Source organism: Caldimonas mangrovi (assembly GCF_023721835.1).
GTDB classification, from domain to species: Bacteria; Pseudomonadota; Gammaproteobacteria; order Burkholderiales; family Burkholderiaceae_C; genus Caldimonas; species Caldimonas mangrovi.
This window is the reverse complement of the sequence record NZ_JAMKFE010000015.1, coordinates 19,921-40,440: the sequence shown is the minus strand read 5'-3', so window position 1 is coordinate 40,440 and position 20,520 is coordinate 19,921. Positions and strand designations below refer to the sequence as shown.

Below are 20,520 nucleotides of genomic sequence, written 5' to 3'. Positions count from 1 at the left end.
CGTCCTCTCAGGCTGCCTGAGCCTTGGTCGCCGCCTTCTGCGGATTCAGGTTCGTGATGCGGCCGCTCTCCGTGCCGGCGGTCTCGTCGATGAGGGCATTGATCAGCGTCGGGCGTCCCGAAGCGATCGCCTCCTGCATGGCATGGCTGAGCTCCTGCGGCGTCGCCGCAGTGACGCCTTTGCCGCCGAAGGCTTCCATCAGCAGGTCGTAGCGTGCGCCCTTGACGAACACCGTGGGCGCCGGATCAGTGCCCTTGGCCAGGTTGACGTCGGTGCCCTTGTAGACGCCGTTGTTGTTGAACACGACGATGCATACCGGCAGGTTGTAGCGGCAGATCGTCTCGACTTCCATGCCGCTGAAGCCGAAGGCGCTGTCGCCCTCGATCGCGATGACCGGCTTGCCCGTCGTCACTGCCGCGGCGACGGCGAAGCCCATGCCGATGCCCATGATCCCCCACGTGCCGCAGTCCAGCCGCTTGCGCGGCTCGTACATGTCCACGATGCTGCGCGCGAAGTCGAGCGTGTTGGCGCCTTCGTTGACGACCATGATGTCGGGACGCGCCTTGACCATTTCGCGGATGGCGCCGAGCGCACTGTGGAAGTTCATCGGCGAAGGGTCCTGCGACAACGTCTCGGCCATCTTCGACAGGTTCTTGTCCTTGCGCTGGGCGATCGCGCCGGTCCACTCGGCGGAGGGCTTGGTCCAGCCGGGGCCGATGCCGGCCAGCAGCGCCGAAACGCACGAACCGATGTCGCCGATCAGCGGCGCCTCGATCGGCACGTTGCTGTCGATCTCTGTGGGCGAGATGTCGATCTGGATGAAGCGCTTCGGCGCCCCCCAGGTCTTGCCCTTGCCGTGCGACAGCAGCCAGTTCAGCCGCGCGCCGACCAGCATCACCACGTCCGCCTCCGCCAGCACATAGGACCGCGCCGCCGACGCCGACTGGGCATGCGTATCGGGCAGCAGGCCCTTGGCCATGGACATCGGCAGATAGGGAATGCCGCTGCGTTCGACCAGGTTGCGGATCTCCACATCGGCCTGGGCATAGGCGGCGCCCTTGCCGAGCAGGATCAGCGGCCGCTTCGCGCCCTTCAGCAGTTCGAGCGCGCGCTGCACGGTGTCGGGCGCGGGCAGCTGCCGCGGCGCAGGATCGACCACCTTCACCAGCGAACGCTGGCCGGCCTGCGCCTCCATCGTCTGCGAGAACAGCTTGGCCGGCAGGTCGAGATAGACACCGCCGGGGCGGCCCGACAGCGCCGTGCGGATCGCACGCGCGACACCGATGCCGATGTCCTGCGCGTGAAGCACGCGGTAGGCCGCCTTGCAAAACGGCTTGGCTGCGTTCAGTTGGTCCATCTCCTCGTAATCGCCTTGCTGCAGGTCGACGATCTCGCGTTCGCTCGAGCCGCTGATGAGGATCATCGGGAAGCAGTTCACCGTGGCATTCGCCAACGCCGTGAGGCCATTGAGGAACCCGGGGGCCGACACCGTCAGGCAGATGCCCGGCTTCTGGGTCAGAAATCCCGCCGCCGCGGCCGCGTTGCCGGCGTTCTGCTCGTGGCGGAACGAGATCACCCGCAGGCCTTCGGCTTGGGCCAGGCGGGTCAGGTCGGTGATCGGGATGCCGGGCAGACCGTAGATCGTGTCGATGCCGTTGAGCTTCAGCGCGTCGATGACCAGATGAAAACCGTCGGTCAGCGCGGGGGTGTCGTTGTCGCTGCTCATATGCTGCATGTCTCCGTATGGCCGCATGTGGATCGGCGCGGCATGCGTGGACTATGATTGCTGCCCCATGCTCCCAACGTTGACCGCGGTCAAGAATCCGGAAAACCAGGCACTGCGATGACGGCGCTCGCGAGCCACCCCGAACGCAACGTGATCCGGCTGCAGCTTCAGCGCAACGAGGTGCTGAAGGACCTCGACGCGGAATGCCATGCATGGCTCGAGACCCACTTGGTGATCGTCGACGGCAGCAAGGGCGACTTCCTGCTGCACCAGGGCGTGCGCGAGATGGAGCAGTACTTCATCATCGACGGCATCCTGAAACGCGTGGTGAGCAACCAGGACGGCAAGGAGATGATCCTGCGCTTCGCAGAGGAGCGCGACATGGAAACCAGCTATGCCGCCTGGCGGCTGGGCACGCCGACGCCTTACGGCATCGTCTGCGTCACCAAGGCGCGCGTGGCGCGCCTGCCGCTCAAGGAATGGGCGGCCTTTCTCGACTCGCGGCCGAAGGTCAAGCAGGCCTTCGAGTACTGCGTGATGCGCGTGATGAGCGACATCATGGCGCACACCATCACCTTGCACCTGCTGGACGCCCCGGGCCGCGTGCACCGCTTCGTGCGCAAGCATCCCGAACTGGTGGACCGCATTCCTCAGAAGCAGCTGGCGTCCTACCTCAACCTTTCGCCCGAGACACTGAGCCGGCTGCGCCAGCAGGGCAAGATCTGAGCACGAGGAGTGCTCACGGCTGACCGCGCGTCGCCGCGAGGTGGCGGCGGCGCATCGGGCGCAGCACGAACCACGCGAGCAGCGCCGCGGCAGCGCTCATCGCGCTGGCTGCCAGGAATACCGCCTGCCAGTTGCCGGTGGCGGCACTGAACACGCTCGACAGCGGCACGAAGATCGACGCCACGCCCTTGGCCGTGTAGAGCAGGCCGGCGTTCGTGGCGGCGTAGCGCGACCCGAAGGTGTCGGCGCAGGTCGACGGGAACAGGCTGTAGATTTCGCCCCATGCGAAGAACACCAGGGCGGTCAACAGCACGAAGGTGACCGGGTCGGTGCCGAACCGGTACAGCGCGAGGATCGCCGCGGCCTCGATGGAGAACGCGATCAGCATGGTCTTCTCGCGGCCGATGCGATCGGAGACCCAGCCGAAGTAGAGCCGGGTCACGCCGTTGAGCACACGGTCGAGCGCCAGCGCGAACGTCAGCGCCGGCAGCACCAGGCCCATCAGGTTGACCGGCACGTCGTGCACCTTGAAGTCGCGCGCGATCGGAGCCAACTGTGCTGTGGCCATCAGGCCGCCGGCGGCGATCAGCACGAACATGAGGTACATCACCCAGAACACCGGTTCGCGTACCACTTCCGCCGGCGTGTAGTCGCGCCGCGACTGCCTCACCGAAAGCGGCGCGGCGCGCACGGGCAGGTGCGGCAAAACCTTGTTCGGGTCGTCCATCACCAGCGCGAGCGCCATCACCACCAGGCCTTGGCCGAGGCCGAAGTACAGGAAGGCCGATTCGTAGCCGCGCGACTCGATGACCAGCGTGATCGGCACGATGGTCAACACCGAACCGAAGCCGAAGCTGGCGACGGTGAGGCCGACCGCCAGGCCGCGCCGCTCGGGGAACCACTTCAAGGCGTTGCCGACGCAGGTGCCGTAGATCGCGCCGGCTCCGACGCCGCTCACGGCCGCCGCGACATACAGGATGTCCAGCGAGTCGGCGAATGCGTTCATCACCCACCCGATCGCGCACAGCAGGCCGCCGCCGATGACGGCCGGACGGGGACCGAACTTGTCGACCAGGTAGCCCTCGATCGGCACCAGCCAAGTCTGGGTGAGCACGAAGATCGCGAACGCGACCTGGATCGAGGCATGCGTCCAGCCGAATTTATCGGACATCGGGTTGACGAAGACGGTCCAGCCATATTGCAGGTTGGCGATCATCGCCATGCACACCATGCCCATCAGCAGCTGGCCCCAGCGGTACATCGTGCCGGGCGCGTGCACGTCGGCAAGCGTGCCTGCAGACGGCGGCTTGAAGCGCACGCTGGGATTGGGCAGGGGAGGCGTTTCGGAGCTTTCCATCGGAGTGACGCGGCGGACCGCAGGCCCGGCATCGAGGATGAGTTTCCCGCGGATTCGCCGCCGCTTCAAGGCACTGGGCATCTCTCGTTTCCCCGGGGGGGCGTGGTGACTTTCGTCATGACCAAGTCATGCGTGTTGGTGCACCTGCATGGTGACCGGCAGCAGCGCCAACGTGAGGCGCGGCGCCCTAGAGTGGTTCGCATGAAGCTCGATCTGCGCGATCATCCGCAACGCCACACGATCCGACTGCAATTGCGACGGCATCCGCTGCTGGCCGATTTCGACGAACCGGCGCTGGAGGAGCTGCAGCAGACGTTGTGGATCCACGACGGTCATCGCAGCGAATGTCTGCTGGGGCAGGGTGACGGCGAGTGGCATCAGTTCTTCGTGCTCGAGGGCATGCTCAAGCGTGTGGTCACCAGCCCCGAAGGCCGCGAAGTGGCGTTGCGCTTCGCTGGCGAAGGCGACATGGAGACCTGCTACGAAGCGTGGTGCCAGCAGGCCCGCATGCCGTTCTCGGTGGTCTGCGCCATTCGTTCGCGGGTGGCGGTGCTGCCGATGAGCGACTGGTGTGCGTGGCTGGCGCGGCACCCGAGAGCGCAGCAGGCGTACCAGGAGCGCGTGGTGCGGCTGGGCGCGGACGTCGTTGAGCATGCAGTGGGCCTGTTGCTGCTCGACGCACCGGGACGCATGCAGCGCTTCTCCTGCACGCATCCGGAACTGCTGGACCGGCTGCCCCAGAAGGACCTCGCGTCCCACCTGAACCTGTCGGCGGAAACCGTGTGCCGACTGTCCAAGCGCGGCAAGGCGGGGCCGTGGAGTGCCGCCGTGCATGACGCACGCTCGCTCAGCGGGGCGACGTGAGCGCTTCGGGCCGGTCTTCGGTGTCGGCGCGCAGCTCCGGGCCCACCCGCAGCCGCAGTTGCAGCCTCGCGCCGGCGCCCGGCGCACTGTGCAAATCGAGCTCGGCGTCGATCAGTTGCGCCTGCTCGCGGATGCCGAGCACACCATAGTGGCCCGGATGCGGAAGCGCCGGATCGAAGCCAACCCCGTCGTCGGCGATCGTCAACACGATGGTGCCGTTGTCTCCGTCTTGCAGGCAGATGTCGACGTGCGAGGCCTGTGCATGCCGGTCGATATTGCGCAGGGCTTCCTCGGCGATGCGGAACACCGTTTCCGCCCGCGAGTCGGCGAAGCTGGCCGCCCGCTGCGCGGCGTTGTATCGCACCGTCAGGCCGGTGCGTTCGGCAAACCGGTTCACGGCGGCGTTGAGTGCCGCCCCCAGGCCGAGGTCGCGCACCGCATTGAGGCGCATCTGCCCGACCGCGTCGCGCGCTTCCTTGAGGCCTTGTGCGGCGACCTGTTCGGCCCGCTCGAGTTCGGCGCCGAGCTTGTCGGGATCGTGTGCATGCAGCATGCGCAGCGTGCGCACTTCCAGCAGCATCTCCATCATCGAATGCGCCAGCGTGTCGTGCAGGTCTCGTGCCAGCCGAAGACGCTCGCGGACCACCGCTGCATAGCGGCTGTCGGCAGCGAGCCGCTCGACCTCGCGCGTGCGTGCGACGACGCGCTTCTCCAGTTCCTGCGTCAACCGGTCCAGTTCGTCGTGCTCCTCACGCAACGAGCGCAGCAGCTGTCCGAAGGCGCGCCCCAGCATCGCGACCTCGTCCTGGCCCTTCGGCTCGGCGATCTCGGCGTCAGCCTGGTAGGCCGCGCGTTGTGCCTGCTCGCTGAGCTCGCTCAAGCGGCGCGTGAGCCGCACGGCAAAGGCGACCCCGATGATGGCGGCCACGATGCTCAACAGGATGGAAATCGCAGAGAGCTTCTCCTCGACCGTGCCGCCATGGCCGCGCTCCTCGCTCGGTTGCACCACCGCCACCTGGACGCCGAGCCCGCGCAGCGTCGGCGCCGCCTCGCGCGACACCGTCACGACGACGATGCGCCGCTGGTTCTTCCCGGAAGACTGGATGGACACCCCCGGCAGCGTGACCGGCACGCCCCGGCCCTCCGTCCCCGGCGGGCGTTCGAAGCGCACCTCGTGGCGCTCGTCGAGCAGCAGCACCTGTGCGCGCTCGTCCGGCTTGGCGCGATCACGGGCCGCATCCACGATGGCGGCGAGCCGTTCTTGCGACAGCACGGCTCGCACGGCAAGGAGGCCGCGGCCCTCCGGGTCCGGCAGCGGCGTGCACAGCAGCAGTCGGTGGGGCCCTTCGCCGCCCGCATCGAGTCCGATGAAACGAGGCGCCTGCAGGCAGGCATCGTCCCAGGCCGGCGAGACCTTGGGCTGCTGCACAGGTGCCGGCTGCCGCGCGACCACCCGGCCGCGGTCGTCGATCAGTTCCACGGCATCGAAGCCGGGCTGCTGGTCGAGCAACTGGCGCAACGTGCGGTCGTCGGGCCGCCGCGGACCGCCGGCGAGGGCCTGCAGCCGGGCCAGATCGCCGGCCATCGCGCGTTCGAGATCGGTGCCCAGCTGCCCCGCAAAGCGAGACATCAGCGCGTCCCTCTGCGCGAGCATGCTGTTGACGGCGAAGGAGGTGACGCCCAGCAGTGCGACCGCGTTCGCGAGCGACAGCGCCACCGCGAGCCAGGCCACGGCCGTCTTCAGGCTGCGTCGGGGATCGAGGGCATGCAGGAATCGGGACATCGGCGACAGGTGGAAGTCGGGGGCTGCACGAGCGGTCGGCCAGCCGTTGCGGTGTATACCCTCCAAACGGTATCCTCGCCATTCGGGCATAGACCAGGGGCACCTACGGGGGCGGGCAATGATGGTTGACCGATCCGGATCACAGCGCATCCATTTGCTGATCGTCGACGACCAGCCTCTGGTGCGGCGCGGCCTGGCATTGATGATGTCTCTGCAGGCCGACATGGAAGTCGTCGGCGAGGCGGGCGACGGCGTCGACGCCGTCGAGCAGGCGAAGCGGCTGCGCCCCGACGTGGTGCTGATGGATTTGCACATGCCGCGCAAGGGCGGCGTCGGGGCCACGCGCGAGATCTCCGCGTCGCTGCCGCAGACCCGGGTGGTCGTGCTGACCACGATGGAAACCGAGCAGACCGTGTTCGACGCAGTGCGCGCTGGCGCTTTGGCCTATCTGCTCAAGGACGCCACCGAGGCCGAGGTGCTGGAGACCGTGCGTGCTGCGCATCGCGGCGAATCGCATCTCACACCGCAGATCGCGCGCAAGGTGCTCGAGCAGTTCCGCCGCCTGGCCGACATGGCGCCAGAACCGGAGTACCGGGCCGACGACGACCAGGTCGACCTGCTCGCAAGCCTGAACGACAAGGAAACCAGCGTGCTGCAGCTCATCGCCGAAGGCAAGAGCAACAAGCAGATCGCCGCCATGCTGTTCCTGGCCGAAGGCACGGTGAAGAACTACGTCAGCCGCATCATGGATCGGCTGCAGGCCAACAGCCGTACCGAACTGGCGGTGATGGCGCTGCGGCAGCGGCGCATCCAGTAGCGCCGCCCGGTCAATCATGACGCGCCAGGGCGCGCAGCACATCCGATTCGCTGATCACGCCGAGCAGGCGCCGGTCGCTGTCGATGACGGGCAGGTGGTGGTGCCCGGTGCCGGCGAACAGCGGCAGCAGATCGCCGAGCGGCCGATCGGCATCGACCACCCGCACCTGGCGTACCATGATCTGCCCCACCGTCTCGGGCTTGCTGCTGTGCGAAGTCGGCGTTGCATGCAGCAGCGCATGCAGGCGCTGCGGCCAGTTCGCGTGGCCATCGAGCCGCGCTTCGCGCAGAAAATCGGCGAGCGTGACGATGCCGACCAGCCGGCGTGCCCGATCCACCACCGGCAAGGCCTTCAGTCGATGGTGCCGCATCAGCGCCCACGCCTCCTGCAGCGAGGTACCGAAGTGCGCCGCCAGCGGCGGGCCCGACAGCAGTTCGGCACAGCGCAGAGCCTGCGAGCGGCGCTGCCAGGCCTGTCTGCGCGCCTGTTCGAGCAGCTCGTGCAGCTCCTCCAGGCTCAGATCCGGCGGCTGGCCGCGTCGCGACAGCACCGCATCGAGGTCGCCGTCGGTGAACGAGCGTTGCCGGCTCGCCTCGACCGGCGCCGGTGGCGGCGCAGCACCGGGCGGCAGCCGCGTGAGCCGGTGGTAGGCCATGGCGGCGAGGACCAGCAACAGCGAGTTCAGCAGCACCGGGTGCAGCGCGAACTGCGGGTCGTCGACGCCGCCCAGCGCGACCAGCAGGGCGCAGGCGCCGCCGGGCGGGTGCAGGCAACGCAGGCTCAGCATGGCGGCGATCGCGAGGCCCACGGCCGGAGCAGCCACCCACGGGGCCTGCCCGAAGGCCTGGACGCAGGCGATACCGGCCAGTGCAGAGACGGTGTTGCCGCCGACCACCGCCCACGGGTGCGCGAACGGGCTGGCGGCGGCGGCGAAGACGATCACGGCGCTGGCGCCGATCGGCGCCACCAGCCAGGGGGTCATGTCGGTCGATACCAGCGAGCGACTCAGCAGGGCGATGACCAGCATGCCGACCAGGGCGCCGGCGACCACGCGGCAGCATTCGCGGCGACCGGCCAGCATCGGTGCCGGTACCAGCGCGCGCCAGAGGCCGGCGCGCCGCGAGGCGGCGACCGGCATCATCACGAGAAAGTCTTGTGCTGGATCATCTCGACGGCACTATCGCCGTCGAGCCGCCGCGCCGCCGTTGACTCGCGTCAAGATTCAGGAAATCAGGCGACGATGGCGGGCGCGTCGCGCAATGCGATGCCGCCGCCGTAGCTGCCTTGCACCGGCGCCTCACCCCCTGGCGTGACGCGGATCGCGCAGTACTTGAACTCGGGGATCTTGGCGAACGGGTCGAGCGCAGCATTCGTCAGCCGGTTGATCGCTGCCTCGTAATAGCAGAACGGCACGAACACCGCGCCGCGCGGCGAACCGTCGTCGGCCCGCGCATACAGCGAGACGCGGCCGCGGCGCGACTCGAGTGTGACGATGCCGCCCGGCTGCAAGCCCATGGCGGCAAGATCCAGCGGGTGGATCAGCGCCACCGGGTCGGGCTCGATCGCGTCGAGCACCGTCGCGCGGCGCGTCATGCTGCCGGTATGCCAGTGCTCCAGTTGCCGGCCGGTGATCAGCACCATGGGATAGTCGGCGTCGGGCCGCTCGTCGGCCGGGATGATGTCGGCCGGCACGAAGCGCGCACGGCCGCCCTCGCGCGGGAAGTCGGTGGTGAAGACCACCGGCTGGCCCGGCGCGCCTTCCTCGGTGCACGGGTAGGTGACGGCGTGCTCGCGTTCCAGGCGGTCCCACGTGATGCCGGCGATGCTGGGCATCGTGCGGCGCATCTCGTCGAACACCTGCGACACGTGCGTGTAGTTCCAGTCCAGCCCCAGGCGACGGGCCAGTTCCTGGATGATCCACAGGTCCTGCTTCGCCTCACCGGGTGGCTCGATCGCCTGGCGACCCAGCTGCACCAGTCGGTCGGTGTTGGTGAAGCTACCGGTCTTCTCGGGGAAGGCGCTGGCCGGCAGCACCACGTCGGCCAGATAGGCCGTCTCGGTGAGAAAGATGTCCTGCACCACCAGATGCTCGAGCGCAGCCAGCGCGTCGCGTGCGTGGTTGGCGTCGGGGTCGGACATTGCTGGGTTTTCGCCCATCACGTACATGCCGCGGATGCCGCCGGACTCGATCGCATGCATCACTTCGACCACTGTCAGGCCGGGCTGGTCGTCGAGCGTGCCGGGCGGCAGCTGCCACGCCGATTCGAAGCGCTGCCGCGCGGCCGGGCTGGAGACATGCTGGTAATCGGGGTACATCATCGGGATCAGCCCTGCATCCGACGCGCCTTGCACGTTGTTCTGCCCGCGCAGCGGGTGCAGGCCGGTGCCCGGCCGGCCGATCTGGCCCGTCATCAGCGACAGCGCGATCAGGCAGCGGGCATTGTCGGTACCGTGCACGTGTTGAGACACCCCCATGCCCCACAGAATCATCGACGCCTTCGAGGTGGCGTACAGCCGTGCCACCTCGCGGATGGTCTCGGCGTCGATGCCGCAGATCGGCGCCATCGCCTGCGGCGTGTAAGCCGCCACGTTGCGACGCAGTTCGTCATAGCCGATGGTGCGGCTTTCGATGAAGGCCTGATCGACCAGGTCTTCGGTGACGATGACGTTCATCATCGCGTTGAGCAAGGCGACGTCGGTGTCCGGCTTGAACTGCAGGAAACGGTGCGCGATGCGCGCGAGTTCGGAGCGGCGCGGGTCGCAGACGATCAGCTTGGTGCCTGCACGCGCGGCGTTCTTGATCCAGGTGGCCGCCACCGGGTGGTTCACCGTCGGGTTGGCACCGATGACGATCACCACCTCGGCTTTCGTCACGTCCATCACCGGGTTCGAGACGGCCCCGGAGCCGATGCCTTCGAGCAGCGCCACCACCGACGACGCATGGCACAGCCGGGTGCAATGGTCGACGTTGTTGCTGCCGAACCCGGTGCGCACCAGTTTCTGGAACAGATAGGCCTCTTCGTTGCTGCCCTTGGCCGAACCGAAGCCGGCCAGCGATTTGCGCCCGTGGCGGTCGCGAAGGTCCCTGAGCTTGCCGCCGGCGAAGGCGAGCGCCTCGTCCCAGCTGGCCTCGCGGAACACGTCCATCACGCGGTCCGGGTCGAGCGTGAAGCTGCCGGTCTTGGGCACCCCCTCGCGACGGATCAGCGGCCGGGTCAGACGGTGCGGATGGTGCGCATAGTCGAAGCCGTAGCGGCCCTTGACGCACAAGCGCTCGCGGTTCGCCGGGCCGTCGCGGCCCTGCACGAAGAGGATGCGGTTGTCCTTGACGTGGTAGGTCAGCTGGCAACCGACGCCGCAGTACGGGCACACCGAGTCGACCTGCTTGTCGGGCACGGCCAGCGCCGCCCCCCGGGCGGGCGCCAGCGCGCCGGTCGGGCAGGCCTGCACGCATTCGCCGCAGCCGACGCAGGTCGAACCGCCCATCGGGTCGTCCATGTCGAACACGATCTTCGCATGCTCGCCGCGCAGCGCCAGGCCGATGACGTCGTTCATCTGCTCGTCGCGGCAGGCGCGCAGGCAGCGCGTGCACTGGATGCAGGCGTCGAGATCGACCGCGATCGCCGGATGTGACAGGTCGGTGGCGATGCGCTCGCGCGGTGCGAAGCGCGGCTTGCCGACGCGCAGCCGTTGCGACCAGTCGTCGACCTCGTTGTGGCGCGTGGCGGCGGTTTCCGGCATGTCGGACTGCAGCAGTTCGAGCACCAGCTGCTGTGACTTGCGCACGCGCTCGCTGTCAGTCACCACCTTCATGCCGGGCGAGGGCGCCCGGCAGCAGGACGGGGCCAGCACGCGCTCGCCAGCGATCTCGACCATGCAAGCCCGGCAGTTGCCCACCGGTTCCAGCCCGGGCTTGTAGCAAAGCCGCGGGATCTCGACGCCGACACGGTCGGCGACCTGGATCAGCGTTTCGCCGGCGTGGGCGACCACCTCGCGGCCATCGAGCTGGAAGGAGACGGCCGGTGCGTCCGGCCGCAGCGATTCGGCAGAGGTGTAGGCGTTCATGCGAGCTCGTCCGGAAAGTATTTGACGACGCAATCGATCGGGTTCGGCGCGGCCTGGCCCAGGCCGCAAATCGATGCATCGCGCATCACGGCGGACAGGTCGGCCAGCAGATCGACGTCCCAGCGCGGCTGTTCGATGAGCGCGGACGCCTTGGCGGTGCCGTTGCGGCACGGCGTGCATTGCCCGCACGACTCGTGCTTGAAGAACCGCATCATGTTGCGCGCGGCGTCGACCGCCGTGTCGTGATCGGACAGCACCATGACCGCGGCCGAGCCGATGAAGCAGCCGTACGGCTGCAGCGTGTCGAAGTCGAGCGGAATGTCGCCCATCGTCGCCGGCAGGATGCCGCCGGACGCACCACCGGGCAGGTAGGCGTAGAAGGTGTGGCCCTCTTGCATGCCGCCGCAGTACTCGTCGATCAGCTCGCGGATCGTGATGCCGGCCGGCGCCAGCTTGACACCGGGCTGCTTCACGCGGCCGGACACCGAGAACGAGCGCAGGCCGTGGCGGCCGTTGCGGCCGTGCGAGGCGAACCAGGCACCGCCTTTCTCGATCAGCTCGCGCACCCAGTACAGCGTCTCGAAGTTGTGCTCCAGCGTGGGCCGGCCGAACAGGCCCACCTGGGCGACGTAGGGCGGGCGCAGCCGCGGCATGCCCCGCTTGCCTTCGATCGACTCGATCATCGCGGACTCTTCACCGCAGATGTAGGCGCCGGCGCCGCGGCGCAGTTCGATCTCCGGCATGCCGGCCACCGGCGGGTTCGCCTTCAGGTTGGCGAGTTCTTGTTCAAGCAGCGCGCGGCAGCCGTGGTATTCGTCGCGCAGGTAGATGTAGACGCGCTCGACGCCCACCGCCCATGCGGCGATCAGCATGCCTTCGAGAAAGCGATGCGGGTCGCGTTCGAGCAGCACCCGGTCCTTGAAGGTGCCGGGCTCGCCTTCGTCGATGTTGACGGCCATCAGGCGCGGCCCTGGCTCGGCGCGCACGATGCGCCATTTGCGCCCGGCCGGAAAGCCGGCGCCGCCCAGGCCGCGCAGCCCCGAGTCTTCCAGCGTGCGAATCACGGACTCGACGTCGCGCGCCCCTGACATGCAATCGCGCAGCAGCGCATAACCGCCCTCGGCGCAGTAGCGGTCGTGGCCGATCGCGTCTTCGGTGCCCTGGCGTGCGTGGGTGGGGGCGGCGGCCCGGGCAGCCACGGCCTCGCAGCTGGCGCGCGGCACGGGCACTTGTCCTACCGCGACGGCCGGCGCCTGCTCGCACCGGCCGATGCAAGGCGCGGCGATGACGCGCACGTCGCGGCCGAGCAGGGCGGGCAGCCGTTGCAGCAGGTCTCGCGCCCCGGCCATCTCGCAGGCCAGCCCGTCGCACACGCGTACCGTCAGTGCCGGAGGTGGCGTCTCGCCTTCCTTCACGATGTCGAAGTGATGGTAGAAGCTCGCGACCTCGTAGACCTCGGTCTGGGCGAGCCGCATCTCTTGCGCAAGCGCCGCGAGATGGGCGGCCGACAGGTGCCCGTAGCGGTCCTGGATCTTGTGCAGGTGCTCGATCAGCAGGTCACGCCGGCGCGGGGCGTCGCCCAGCAGCTGCCGCACCTGTTCCAGTGCGCCGGGGTCGACGCGGCGGCCCTTCGGGCCCTGGCGTTTGCGTTCCCGGCGGGCTTCGGCGTCCACCACCGCGATGGGAATGACGGCATGGTTCATCGTGTTTGTGCTCGCAGCTTCGTGCGCCGCAGTGTCGACAGTGGAACGGCGCTCGTCCAATTTACTTGGCGAATGGACCGATACGAAGCGCGAATCAGCAGCAGGCGTGGCGCTCGACCTGCTGCCGCCACGCCGGATCTTCGGCCAGGGCCAGAGCCGCCTCGACCGTGCGCGGCTGCCGGTCGGTCTCATGCACCATGAAGGCGATCGGCACCTCGATGTGCGGGGCCTCCAGCGGCAAGGCCTCGATGCCCGGCTGCGCCAGCGCCACGTCGACCAGTGCGCCCGGCATCACGCTGCAGACCCGGCCCGCCACCACGCTCAGCATCAGCGCGAGGATGCTGTTGGTCTCGATGGCCGGCGACACCTGTATGCCAGCGGCTGCAAAAGCACCGTCGACGATGGTGCGGTTGTGCATCTCGGCACCGAGCAGGCACAGCGGCAGGTCGGCCGCCTGCGCCCAGGAGACGGGCGGCCCGACCTGCATGCCGGTGCCGGTGGTGCCGCGCGCCTTGCGTAGCAGGTAATAGCGCTCGACGTATTGGGGCACGATGCGCAGCCGCGCGGGACTGCCCTCGGTACGCTCGGCATAACCGAGGGCCATGTCCAGTGCGAGATGTTCCAGGCCGGTCTCCAGCTCGATCGAGCTCATGGAGCGCAAGGTCGGCACGATGCCCGGGTGGCGGTCCTGGAGGATGGCTGCGAAACGGGCGGCGATCGGCATCGCCGTCGGCACCGCACCGATCAGCAATTGCCCCCGAGGGTGCTCTGCGCTGCCGGCCAGATCCTGTTGCAGCAGCTCCTGCTCGCGCAGGATGCGGCGGGCGCTGGCCAGGATGCGTTCGCCTTCGACCGTGAAGCCGCCAAAGTTGCGTCCTCGCTTGACGATCGCGGTGCCGAAGCTCGCTTCCAGCGCCCGGATGGCGTTCGACAACGCCGGCTGGGTCACATGGCAGGCCAGCGCGGCACGGCCGAAGTGTCGGTGGTCGTCGAGCGCCACCAGGTACTTGAGGGAGACCACCAGGTTCATGAGCGAGCTGATTGTCGCCGGGCATCGAGAAAGCGCCGGGGTTGGCGGGCAACATTCGGCGCGATCATAACGGTCTGGTTGTAGTGGTAGGACATCACATCACTTAGATTGAGACGCTTTGGGTGTCGACAGACAACACAAACCAGTCACGCAGGCAAAGAGGTTTCAGGGAGCTTCGTCTTCAGTGTTTGCGTGGCAGCATGTTGTATGACAACATATGACTTCATGCCAACGTGGCCCGCGGGAGCGCGGCTCGGTCGCCACGCCGACGAAGGACATCATGCCGAGACTCGATATCGATGTGCTCATGACCGGCCCGCAGGCGCCGGCCCTGGAACAGGCCGTGGAGCGGCACTACAGGGTGCACAAGCTCTGGACCGCCACCGATCGCGAGGCCTTCGTCGCGGAGCGGGCCGATTCGATACGGGCCATCGTGACGAATGCGCCGGTCGGGGCCAGCGCTGCGCTGATCGACGCATTGCCGAAGCTGGAGATCATCTCGAGTTGCGGCGTCGGCCTCGATGCCATCGACCTCGGCGCGGCACGCCGTCGCGACGTGATCGTCAGCTACACCCCGGGGGTGCTGAACGATTGCGTCGCCGACACCGGGCTGATGCTCATGCTCGCGGTGGCCCGCCGGCTCGGGCAGGCCGAGCGCTTCGTGCGTGCCGGGCAATGGCGGCAGGCGAAGTTCCCGCTCGCGACCAGCCTGGGCGGCAAGACCTGCGGCATCCTGGGGCTGGGCGGCATCGGGCTGGCAGTGGCAAGGCGCGCAGCGGCTCTCGGGATGCACATCGAATACGCCAATCCTCGGCCGAAAGCAGGGGTCGAGTTCGCGTATCACGCCGATCCGCTGTCGCTGGCCCGGGCGGCCGACTTCCTGGTGCTGACCTTGCCCGGCGGCGAGCACACGCGGCATCTCGTGAACGCCGCGGTGCTGGAGGCGCTGGGTCCGGCGGGATACCTGATCAACATCGCGCGCGGCTCGGTGGTCGACCAGGCCGCGCTGGTCGACGCGCTCACCTCGGGCCGCATCGCCGGCGCGGCGCTCGACGTGTTCGACGACGAGCCGAACGTGCCGGCGCCACTGCTTCAGCTGGACAACGTCGTGCTGACACCGCACCTCGCCAGCGGTACGCATGAGACGCGCAAAGCCATGAGCGACCTGGCATTCGCCAATCTTCAGGCGCACTTCGCCGGCCAGCCGGTTCTGACTCGAGCGGCCTGAACAGCCCGCGCGCCCGGGCCGGCCCACCAAGCCATCGCATCACCACCCAGGAGACACAAGATGCAAGACACGACAACCCCCACCCGACGCCGCTTTCTGAAGACGGCCGCGGGAAGCGGCCTGGCGGCCATGAGCGGCATTGCAGGCGCGCAGTCGTTCGACTACCGGCCGAATCAGCGCTACCCCGACCCGGCGGTCCAGATCCTGGACCCGAGCTTCGCGAAGTACCGCATCTACAGCAGCACCGTCGAACAGGTCGCGACCGGCATGCGCTGGGCGGAAGGGCCGGTCTACTTTCCCGAGGGCGGCTATCTGCTGGTCAGCGACATCCCGAACAACCGCATCATGAAATACAGCGAGAAGGACGGCAGCTTCACTGTCTTTCGCGAACCGGCCAACCATGCCAACGGCAACACCCGGGACCGGCAGGGGCGCCTGATCACCTGCGAGCACTCGGTGACCCGCCGTGTCGTGCGCACCGAGCAGGACGGCCGCATCACCGTGCTGGCGGACCGCTACGACGGCAAGCGGCTGAACGCGCCCAACGACGTCGTCTGCAAGTCGGACGACAGCCTCTGGTTCACGGACCCGTTGTTCGGGATCAACGGGGAGTGGGAAGGCTCGAGGGCCAGGCCCGAGCAGGCAACGACCAACGTCTACCGCATCGGCCGGGACGGCAAGCTCGGCGCGGTGCTCACCGATCTCGTCAACCCGAACGGACTGGCCTTCTCGCCCGATGAGAAGAAGCTCTACGTCGTCGAATGGAAGGGCACGCCCCACCGCAGCCTCTGGAGCTACGACGTGGGCGCCGACGGCGCCTCGCTGTCGAACAAGACCAAGCTCGTCGATGCCTCCGACCAGGGTGCGCTCGACGGCTTCAAGGTCGACCGGGATGGCAATCTGTGGTGCGGCTGGGGCAGCAACGGGGCCTTGCAGGCCGAGCCTGTGGATGTCGGCGGCCGCAAGGTGTACCCCCTCAAGGGCAGGCCCGAGGACCTGGACGGCGTGATGGTGTTCAACCCGCAGGGCAAGCCGCTTGCGCACATCCGTCTGCCCGAACGCTGCGCGAACCTGTGCTTCGGCGGGCCGAAGAACAACCGTCTCTACATGGCCAGTTGTCACTCCATCTATGCGCTGTACGTGGAGACGCACGGGGCGACCTCCCTGTCCTAGGGGGAGCCCCCGGATGAGGGGAGGCGAAGCGGCACGTCGGCGCCTAAGTTCTCTCGACCATCAAGGGAGAGAAAGCGATGTCCACGCTTCATCGTCGAGCCGGCGACTTGCCGTTGCATGGAACGCAACCCGCGCAGCGGATCGCCGCGTGCGCCCCCCATACGCGCTGGCCGGTGCGGTTGCGGGTGGGTCTGTTGAACCACCAGGCCTTCGTGCCTGCACAGGGCTATTTCTGTACGAGCGGCCGGGCCATCGCCGTCACGATGCGCCCCGACCAAGCCCATAGCCGAGGCTTGTTCGAGGTGCAGCTCCGACAGCGCATGCCCGACGGCAGCGAGCGGCTGGTTGCGTCGGGCGAGCTGAGCGGTCCCGTGACGGCATGGCATCGACGACAACCATCGTTCCGAACCGTACTGAGACCGGGCCGGATTCGCGGGGCAGCGCCAGCGGCCGCGCCGCCGATCAACGGCTCGCTGTGCCGGGTCGTGATCATGCGCATCGACGGGCGGGACGAGCACGGATTCAGCGGCGTGATCGAGGTCGAGCCGGCTTAGCGAGGCGACGGTGCCTCATCACGCCGGCGCATCGACCAAACGTCCCCGAGCCAAAGAGCGGGTCGCGAGCACGATCAGCAAGGCCGCGGCCACCACTGCGGCTGCGGCCGCCGGCCATCCGTGTGCGTCGATGACGCTGCCGACCACGACCGGCCCCAGGGCTTGGCCCAGATTGCTGCCTTGCATGAGCAGGCCGACCACGAGCGCCGCACTGCGCGGTGTCGCAGCGAGGTGCGGCACGGAAGAAAGCAGGGTGGCCGGGATCAGCCCACCGATCGACGAGAACGCGAGACACAAGGCAAGGGTCACCGCAGGGTCGAAGGCCGGAAGGAAGATGCCGAGCCCGCAGACCGCCATGGTCACCGCTGCACCCGCTACCACCGAGGGACGGGCGAACCTCGACAGCACGAACGCGGCCGAGAGATTCCCGACGATGTTCGCGGCGCTCGCAAGGCCGCTGAGCCATCCCACGGTGCGCCTGTCCATCTGCATGCGTTGCTCCAGCAAGACCGGCAAAAAGCTGAACAGCGCGAAGAACATCAGGCTGTAGCACAGGAAGATGCCCGCGAGCGCGAAGGCCGTACCGAGCCGTGCAGCACCGACCGGCTCGGGGACTTCCGCAGCCGGCCGCCCACCGGCCGATGGACGCTGCGCCGGTACTTGGCGCGCCACGGCCACGCCGACCGCGCCGGCTGCTGCGACAGACGCCCACCACAGCAGGCGCCAGTCACCGAACCACGGCCCGGCGACCATGGCCAGCGCGAGGCCGGCCGGCATGAAGCAGCTCCACAGCGCATAAACGGTGTTCAACTGTCCGGGCGCCGTCACGCGCCGCAGCACCACCGGACCGGCGACGGTGATCAGCAGAAAGCCGAGGCCCTCAGTCGCGCGCGACACCAGCAGCATGCCGAATCCGGAGGCGACGGGCGCGAGGGCAGCTCCCCCGGCCGTTGCGACCCATCCGATGATCAGCATGCTGCGGTCGTCCGTGCGCGCCACGAGGCTGCCTGCCGGCAGGCCGGCAAGTGCCCCGAGCAGCGCGAAGCCAGCCGCGAGACCGCCGATCTCGGTCAGGCTCAGTCCGAATTCGTGTTGGAGTTGGGGCGCGGCGATCGCCACCTTGCCCAGGTGGAAGGCCGTCAGGATGCCGGCTGCGACCACGGCCCAGACCGCGGCCCAGTCCGTGCCTTCGTGCGAGCGACGCTGGCGCATCATGCCGGCCCCGCGACATGCGTCGCATGCGACGGCTGAGCCGCGCGTGCCGCGTGGTGGCCCGGAGCACCCGCGTCTTCCCGTTGAGCGCCGTCCGCGCGCGCCGCTCGGGCGACCGCAGCCGCTTTCTGTCCGGCGGGCGGGTACGAGGAGGGCGGCAGAACCGGGAGCTTGACCATGGTGTGCGAACGCTCGGCAGTTGCGATGGGCACAGTATGGAAAGGATGACCGATCGACGTAAGTCATAAAATTCCGGCCATATCGATCTATGGAATAGATCATGCTGGATGCCATCACACTCGACCAGATCCGCGTGTTCTCGGCGGTCGCGGAAGCGGGCAGCTTTCGTTCGGGGGCGACGCGGCTGCTGCGTGCGCAATCAGCCGTCAGCCACGCCATCGCGAACCTGGAAGCCCAGCTCGGCGTCGCGCTGTTCGACCGCAGCGGGCATCGGCCGGCCCTCACGCCCGCCGGCCGGGTGCTGCTGGAGGACGCTCGCTCGATCCTGCTGAAGGTGGACTTCATGCGGGCACGGGCACGGGGGGTCGTTCAAGGCGTCGAGCTGGAACTGACGATCGTGGTCGACACGCTTTTTCCGCTACCGCCGGTGGCCGCGGCGCTGAAAGAGGTCCGCGACGCGCTGCCGTCGGTACGGTTCGGCTTGGCGGTCGAACCGCTCGGCGGGCCATTGCAGGCCTTGCGCGAGCAGCGCTGCGACCTGGCGATCCTGGCGGGCGAGGACTTTCTCGACCCCCGCATCGAGTTCGAGCTGCTGCAAGCGGTGCCCGTGGTGGCGGTTGCGGCTGCCGATCACCCGCTGGCGACGACGGCCGCGAACCGCGCGGTCGGCGTCGAGGACCTCACGCCGCACCTGCAGATCGTGCTGGAAGACCCGACCCTCTTGTCCGAAGGAAAAGACTTCGGCGTGCTGTCGCCGGAGACGCTGCGGGTGCAGGCGCAGGAAGCCAAGCGGGCGCTGATCCTCGCCGGCGCGGGCTGGGGGCGCCTGCCGCTCTGGACGATTGCGCGGGAACTGGCCGAGGGCCGGCTCGTGCCGCTGCCGATCAAGGCACTCGGGCGAGGGGGAACGGCACAGACGCCCGCTTACCTGGCGCACCGGATGGATCACGTCCCGGGGCCGGCCGGTATCGCGCTGCGACAGGCGCTGCACCGGCATGCCAAGGCGTTCCTCGACTCGGGGCCTTCATCGGTTCGGGCGCATCGGCGTTCGGGAAGGGCGCGCTGAGCCGGTCGCGCACAGGCTTCTCCCTGGAATTCCCGGGCGACCGCACTAAAGCTGCAACATTCCGGGAGCTTGCGGCGGCGTCGGATGCGCGTTGACGAGCACCGGGTCACCACCGTGCCACCAGAAAACCCGGATCTGCGGTGCTCGGGCCGAGATCAGGATGGCCTGGTGCGCGCACGATTCGAGGAAGTCCGTGATGCCGAGCCGTTCAGCCGTGCTCGCCTTGTGGGCGGCGATCGACAGATCGTCGTGAGCGTGTACGGCGGGGTCGCGATGGTGCACGGCAATGCCGGAGTAGCCGCGAGCGTCGAGCCAGGCACGCGTGCGGTGGCGGTCCGCAAGCGGTCGGCCCGTGACAATGACGTGCTGGTCCGCCGTCAGTTGAGGAGCTCCTTGCGCACGCGGCAGGGCGTCTCTTTCCGTCAAGGTGCCTGCCATGTCGGCCTCGTATCGCGCGGCGGGGAGATCGTCGCAGAGCACGCCGTCGAGGTCGATGCCCCAGCGCCGGTAGCAGTGATCCGGCTTCATCGGCTCACGACCATGGGCGCCGTCCCGGTGCCAGTAGTCCTGCCTGAACTGCGGGGAAACCACCTCGCGTTCCCACGGCAGGACGGTCTGGACGTTGGGCCGGTGCATCGACCAGTCGGGCCTGACGCGCGACAGCTCGTCGGAGACGATGGTCAGGACTCGATGGTCTGGATGAGTCCGCCGGACGAGCGCCCGGCAGTTGACCAGCGTGTGACCATGGCCCGCGATGTCCTCGCACAGCAGCAATCGCCCGGGCGGCGGTACGCCCCCGTGCCACGATGCTTCCTGCCGGCCGCGGTCGTACCGGATGAACCACAGGGGTGCGCCGGTGGCGAACGCGGCGCACTGGGCCGGAAACAGCCCGCCCCGGAGCACTGCGGCCACCGCAACGAACTGCTTGGCACGCAATGTTCCGCCGAGGCTGTCGATCCACTGGCTGATTTGCGAGTACCCGAGGTAGGACGGTGGGCGATCGAGGCAAGCGAGGTCGGGCAGCACGATGGACATG

General features: G+C 68.3%; 16 protein-coding genes. 7 read left to right on the top strand and 9 right to left on the bottom strand.

Features of this window, described 5'->3' with window-relative positions:
• Positions 1-7 precede the first annotated feature (7 nt).
• Positions 8-1,726, bottom strand: a complete 1,719-nt coding sequence (gene oxc, locus M8A51_RS20580; RefSeq protein ID WP_251780414.1) for an oxalyl-CoA decarboxylase — start codon at positions 1,724-1,726, stop codon at positions 8-10.
• Between the two features lie 117 nt (positions 1,727-1,843).
• On the opposite strand from oxc, the gene M8A51_RS20575 reads away from it, so the two are divergent.
• Positions 1,844-2,452 (top strand): Crp/Fnr family transcriptional regulator, encoded by a 609-nt coding sequence (locus M8A51_RS20575; RefSeq protein WP_251780413.1) that lies wholly within the window; start codon positions 1,844-1,846, stop codon positions 2,450-2,452.
• Positions 2,453-2,465: 13 nt separating this feature from the next.
• Here M8A51_RS20575 and oxlT read toward each other — a convergent pair whose 3' ends face one another.
• Positions 2,466-3,713, bottom strand: coding sequence for an oxalate/formate MFS antiporter (gene oxlT, locus M8A51_RS20570; protein ID WP_251780510.1), 1,248 nt, complete (start codon positions 3,711-3,713; stop codon positions 2,466-2,468).
• A gap of 297 nt (positions 3,714-4,010) precedes the next feature.
• On the opposite strand from oxlT, the gene M8A51_RS20565 reads away from it, so the two are divergent.
• Entirely contained in the window at positions 4,011-4,673 is a 663-nt protein-coding gene (locus M8A51_RS20565) for a Crp/Fnr family transcriptional regulator (protein ID WP_251780412.1), read from the top strand.
• On the opposite strand, the gene M8A51_RS20560 is transcribed toward M8A51_RS20565, so the two are convergent.
• A complete protein-coding gene (locus M8A51_RS20560; RefSeq protein ID WP_251780411.1) occupies positions 4,657-6,456 on the bottom strand; it encodes a histidine kinase in 1,800 nt (599 codons plus the stop codon). The two genes, M8A51_RS20565 and M8A51_RS20560, sit on opposite strands and share 17 nt — an antisense overlap.
• Before the next feature lie 121 nt (positions 6,457-6,577).
• Between M8A51_RS20560 and M8A51_RS20555 the strand changes: the two genes are divergently transcribed.
• The gene (locus tag M8A51_RS20555) at positions 6,578-7,273 is read left to right on the top strand and encodes a response regulator (protein WP_251780410.1); all 696 of its coding nucleotides are present in this window, start codon (positions 6,578-6,580) and stop codon (positions 7,271-7,273) included.
• A 10-nt stretch (positions 7,274-7,283) separates the two neighbouring features.
• Here the strand turns inward: M8A51_RS20555 and M8A51_RS20550 are convergent, their stop codons facing one another.
• The 4 genes from M8A51_RS20550 to M8A51_RS20535 all read right to left on the bottom strand — a co-directional run bounded on the left by M8A51_RS20550 (position 7,284) and on the right by M8A51_RS20535 (position 14,071).
• Positions 7,284-8,414, bottom strand: a complete 1,131-nt coding sequence (locus M8A51_RS20550; protein WP_251780409.1) for an HPP family protein — start codon at positions 8,412-8,414, stop codon at positions 7,284-7,286.
• An 89-nt stretch (positions 8,415-8,503) separates the two neighbouring features.
• Positions 8,504-11,338 carry a formate dehydrogenase subunit alpha gene (fdhF, locus tag M8A51_RS20545; RefSeq protein ID WP_251780408.1) on the bottom strand — a complete coding sequence of 945 codons (2,835 nt, stop codon included), beginning with the start codon at positions 11,336-11,338 and terminating at the stop codon, positions 8,504-8,506.
• The gene (locus M8A51_RS20540; protein WP_251780407.1) at positions 11,335-13,041 is read right to left on the bottom strand and encodes an NADH-ubiquinone oxidoreductase-F iron-sulfur binding region domain-containing protein; all 1,707 of its coding nucleotides are present in this window, start codon (positions 13,039-13,041) and stop codon (positions 11,335-11,337) included. Before M8A51_RS20540 ends, fdhF begins: the two co-directional genes overlap by 4 nt.
• A 94-nt stretch (positions 13,042-13,135) precedes the next feature.
• On the bottom strand, positions 13,136-14,071 hold the full coding sequence (locus M8A51_RS20535; RefSeq protein WP_251780406.1) for a LysR substrate-binding domain-containing protein: 936 nt from the start codon (positions 14,069-14,071) through the stop codon (positions 13,136-13,138).
• 280 nt (positions 14,072-14,351) lie between these two features.
• On the opposite strand from M8A51_RS20535, the gene M8A51_RS20530 reads away from it, so the two are divergent.
• From M8A51_RS20530 to M8A51_RS20520, 3 genes are all read left to right on the top strand, one after another.
• Positions 14,352-15,299 carry a 2-hydroxyacid dehydrogenase gene (locus M8A51_RS20530; protein ID WP_251780405.1) on the top strand — a complete coding sequence of 316 codons (948 nt, stop codon included), beginning with the start codon at positions 14,352-14,354 and terminating at the stop codon, positions 15,297-15,299.
• A gap of 60 nt (positions 15,300-15,359) precedes the next feature.
• Positions 15,360-16,472: an SMP-30/gluconolactonase/LRE family protein gene (locus M8A51_RS20525; RefSeq protein ID WP_251780404.1), complete on the top strand. Its 1,113-nt coding sequence runs from the start codon at positions 15,360-15,362 to the stop codon at positions 16,470-16,472.
• Between the two features lie 194 nt (positions 16,473-16,666).
• Positions 16,667-17,026 carry a hypothetical protein gene (locus M8A51_RS20520; RefSeq protein ID WP_251780403.1) on the top strand — a complete coding sequence of 120 codons (360 nt, stop codon included), beginning with the start codon at positions 16,667-16,669 and terminating at the stop codon, positions 17,024-17,026.
• An 18-nt stretch (positions 17,027-17,044) separates the two neighbouring features.
• Here the strand turns inward: M8A51_RS20520 and M8A51_RS20515 are convergent, their stop codons facing one another.
• Positions 17,045-18,241: an MFS transporter gene (locus M8A51_RS20515; RefSeq protein ID WP_251780402.1), complete on the bottom strand. Its 1,197-nt coding sequence runs from the start codon at positions 18,239-18,241 to the stop codon at positions 17,045-17,047.
• 277 nt (positions 18,242-18,518) lie between these two features.
• On the opposite strand from M8A51_RS20515, the gene M8A51_RS20510 reads away from it, so the two are divergent.
• Positions 18,519-19,484 (top strand): LysR family transcriptional regulator, encoded by a 966-nt coding sequence (locus tag M8A51_RS20510; RefSeq protein ID WP_251780401.1) that lies wholly within the window; start codon positions 18,519-18,521, stop codon positions 19,482-19,484.
• A 45-nt stretch (positions 19,485-19,529) separates the two neighbouring features.
• Here M8A51_RS20510 and M8A51_RS20505 read toward each other — a convergent pair whose 3' ends face one another.
• Complete coding sequence (locus M8A51_RS20505) at positions 19,530-20,519, bottom strand: phosphoribosyltransferase (RefSeq protein WP_251780400.1); 990 nt, start codon at positions 20,517-20,519, stop codon at positions 19,530-19,532.
• Between the last annotated feature and the right edge of the window lies 1 nt (position 20,520).

Coding starts and splice junctions, on each gene's coding strand:
- M8A51_RS20575 (WP_251780413.1), top strand. CDS start 1,844: ATGACGGCGCTCGCGAGCCACCCCGAACGCAACGTGATCCGGCTGCAG.
- M8A51_RS20560 (WP_251780411.1), bottom strand. CDS start 6,456: ATGTCCCGATTCCTGCATGCCCTCGATCCCCGACGCAGCCTGAAGACG.
- M8A51_RS20530 (WP_251780405.1), top strand. CDS start 14,352: ATGCCGAGACTCGATATCGATGTGCTCATGACCGGCCCGCAGGCGCCG.
- M8A51_RS20525 (WP_251780404.1), top strand. CDS start 15,360: ATGCAAGACACGACAACCCCCACCCGACGCCGCTTTCTGAAGACGGCC.
- M8A51_RS20555 (WP_251780410.1), top strand. CDS start 6,578: ATGGTTGACCGATCCGGATCACAGCGCATCCATTTGCTGATCGTCGAC.
- M8A51_RS20565 (WP_251780412.1), top strand. CDS start 4,011: ATGAAGCTCGATCTGCGCGATCATCCGCAACGCCACACGATCCGACTG.
- oxlT (WP_251780510.1), bottom strand. CDS start 3,713: ATGTACCGCTGGGGCCAGCTGCTGATGGGCATGGTGTGCATGGCGATG.
- fdhF (WP_251780408.1), bottom strand. CDS start 11,338: ATGAACGCCTACACCTCTGCCGAATCGCTGCGGCCGGACGCACCGGCC.
- M8A51_RS20515 (WP_251780402.1), bottom strand. CDS start 18,241: ATGATGCGCCAGCGTCGCTCGCACGAAGGCACGGACTGGGCCGCGGTC.
- M8A51_RS20535 (WP_251780406.1), bottom strand. CDS start 14,071: ATGAACCTGGTGGTCTCCCTCAAGTACCTGGTGGCGCTCGACGACCAC.
- M8A51_RS20505 (WP_251780400.1), bottom strand. CDS start 20,519: ATGTCCATCGTGCTGCCCGACCTCGCTTGCCTCGATCGCCCACCGTCC.
- M8A51_RS20540 (WP_251780407.1), bottom strand. CDS start 13,041: ATGAACCATGCCGTCATTCCCATCGCGGTGGTGGACGCCGAAGCCCGC.
- M8A51_RS20550 (WP_251780409.1), bottom strand. CDS start 8,414: ATGATGCCGGTCGCCGCCTCGCGGCGCGCCGGCCTCTGGCGCGCGCTG.
- oxc (WP_251780414.1), bottom strand. CDS start 1,726: ATGAGCAGCGACAACGACACCCCCGCGCTGACCGACGGTTTTCATCTG.
- M8A51_RS20510 (WP_251780401.1), top strand. CDS start 18,519: ATGCTGGATGCCATCACACTCGACCAGATCCGCGTGTTCTCGGCGGTC.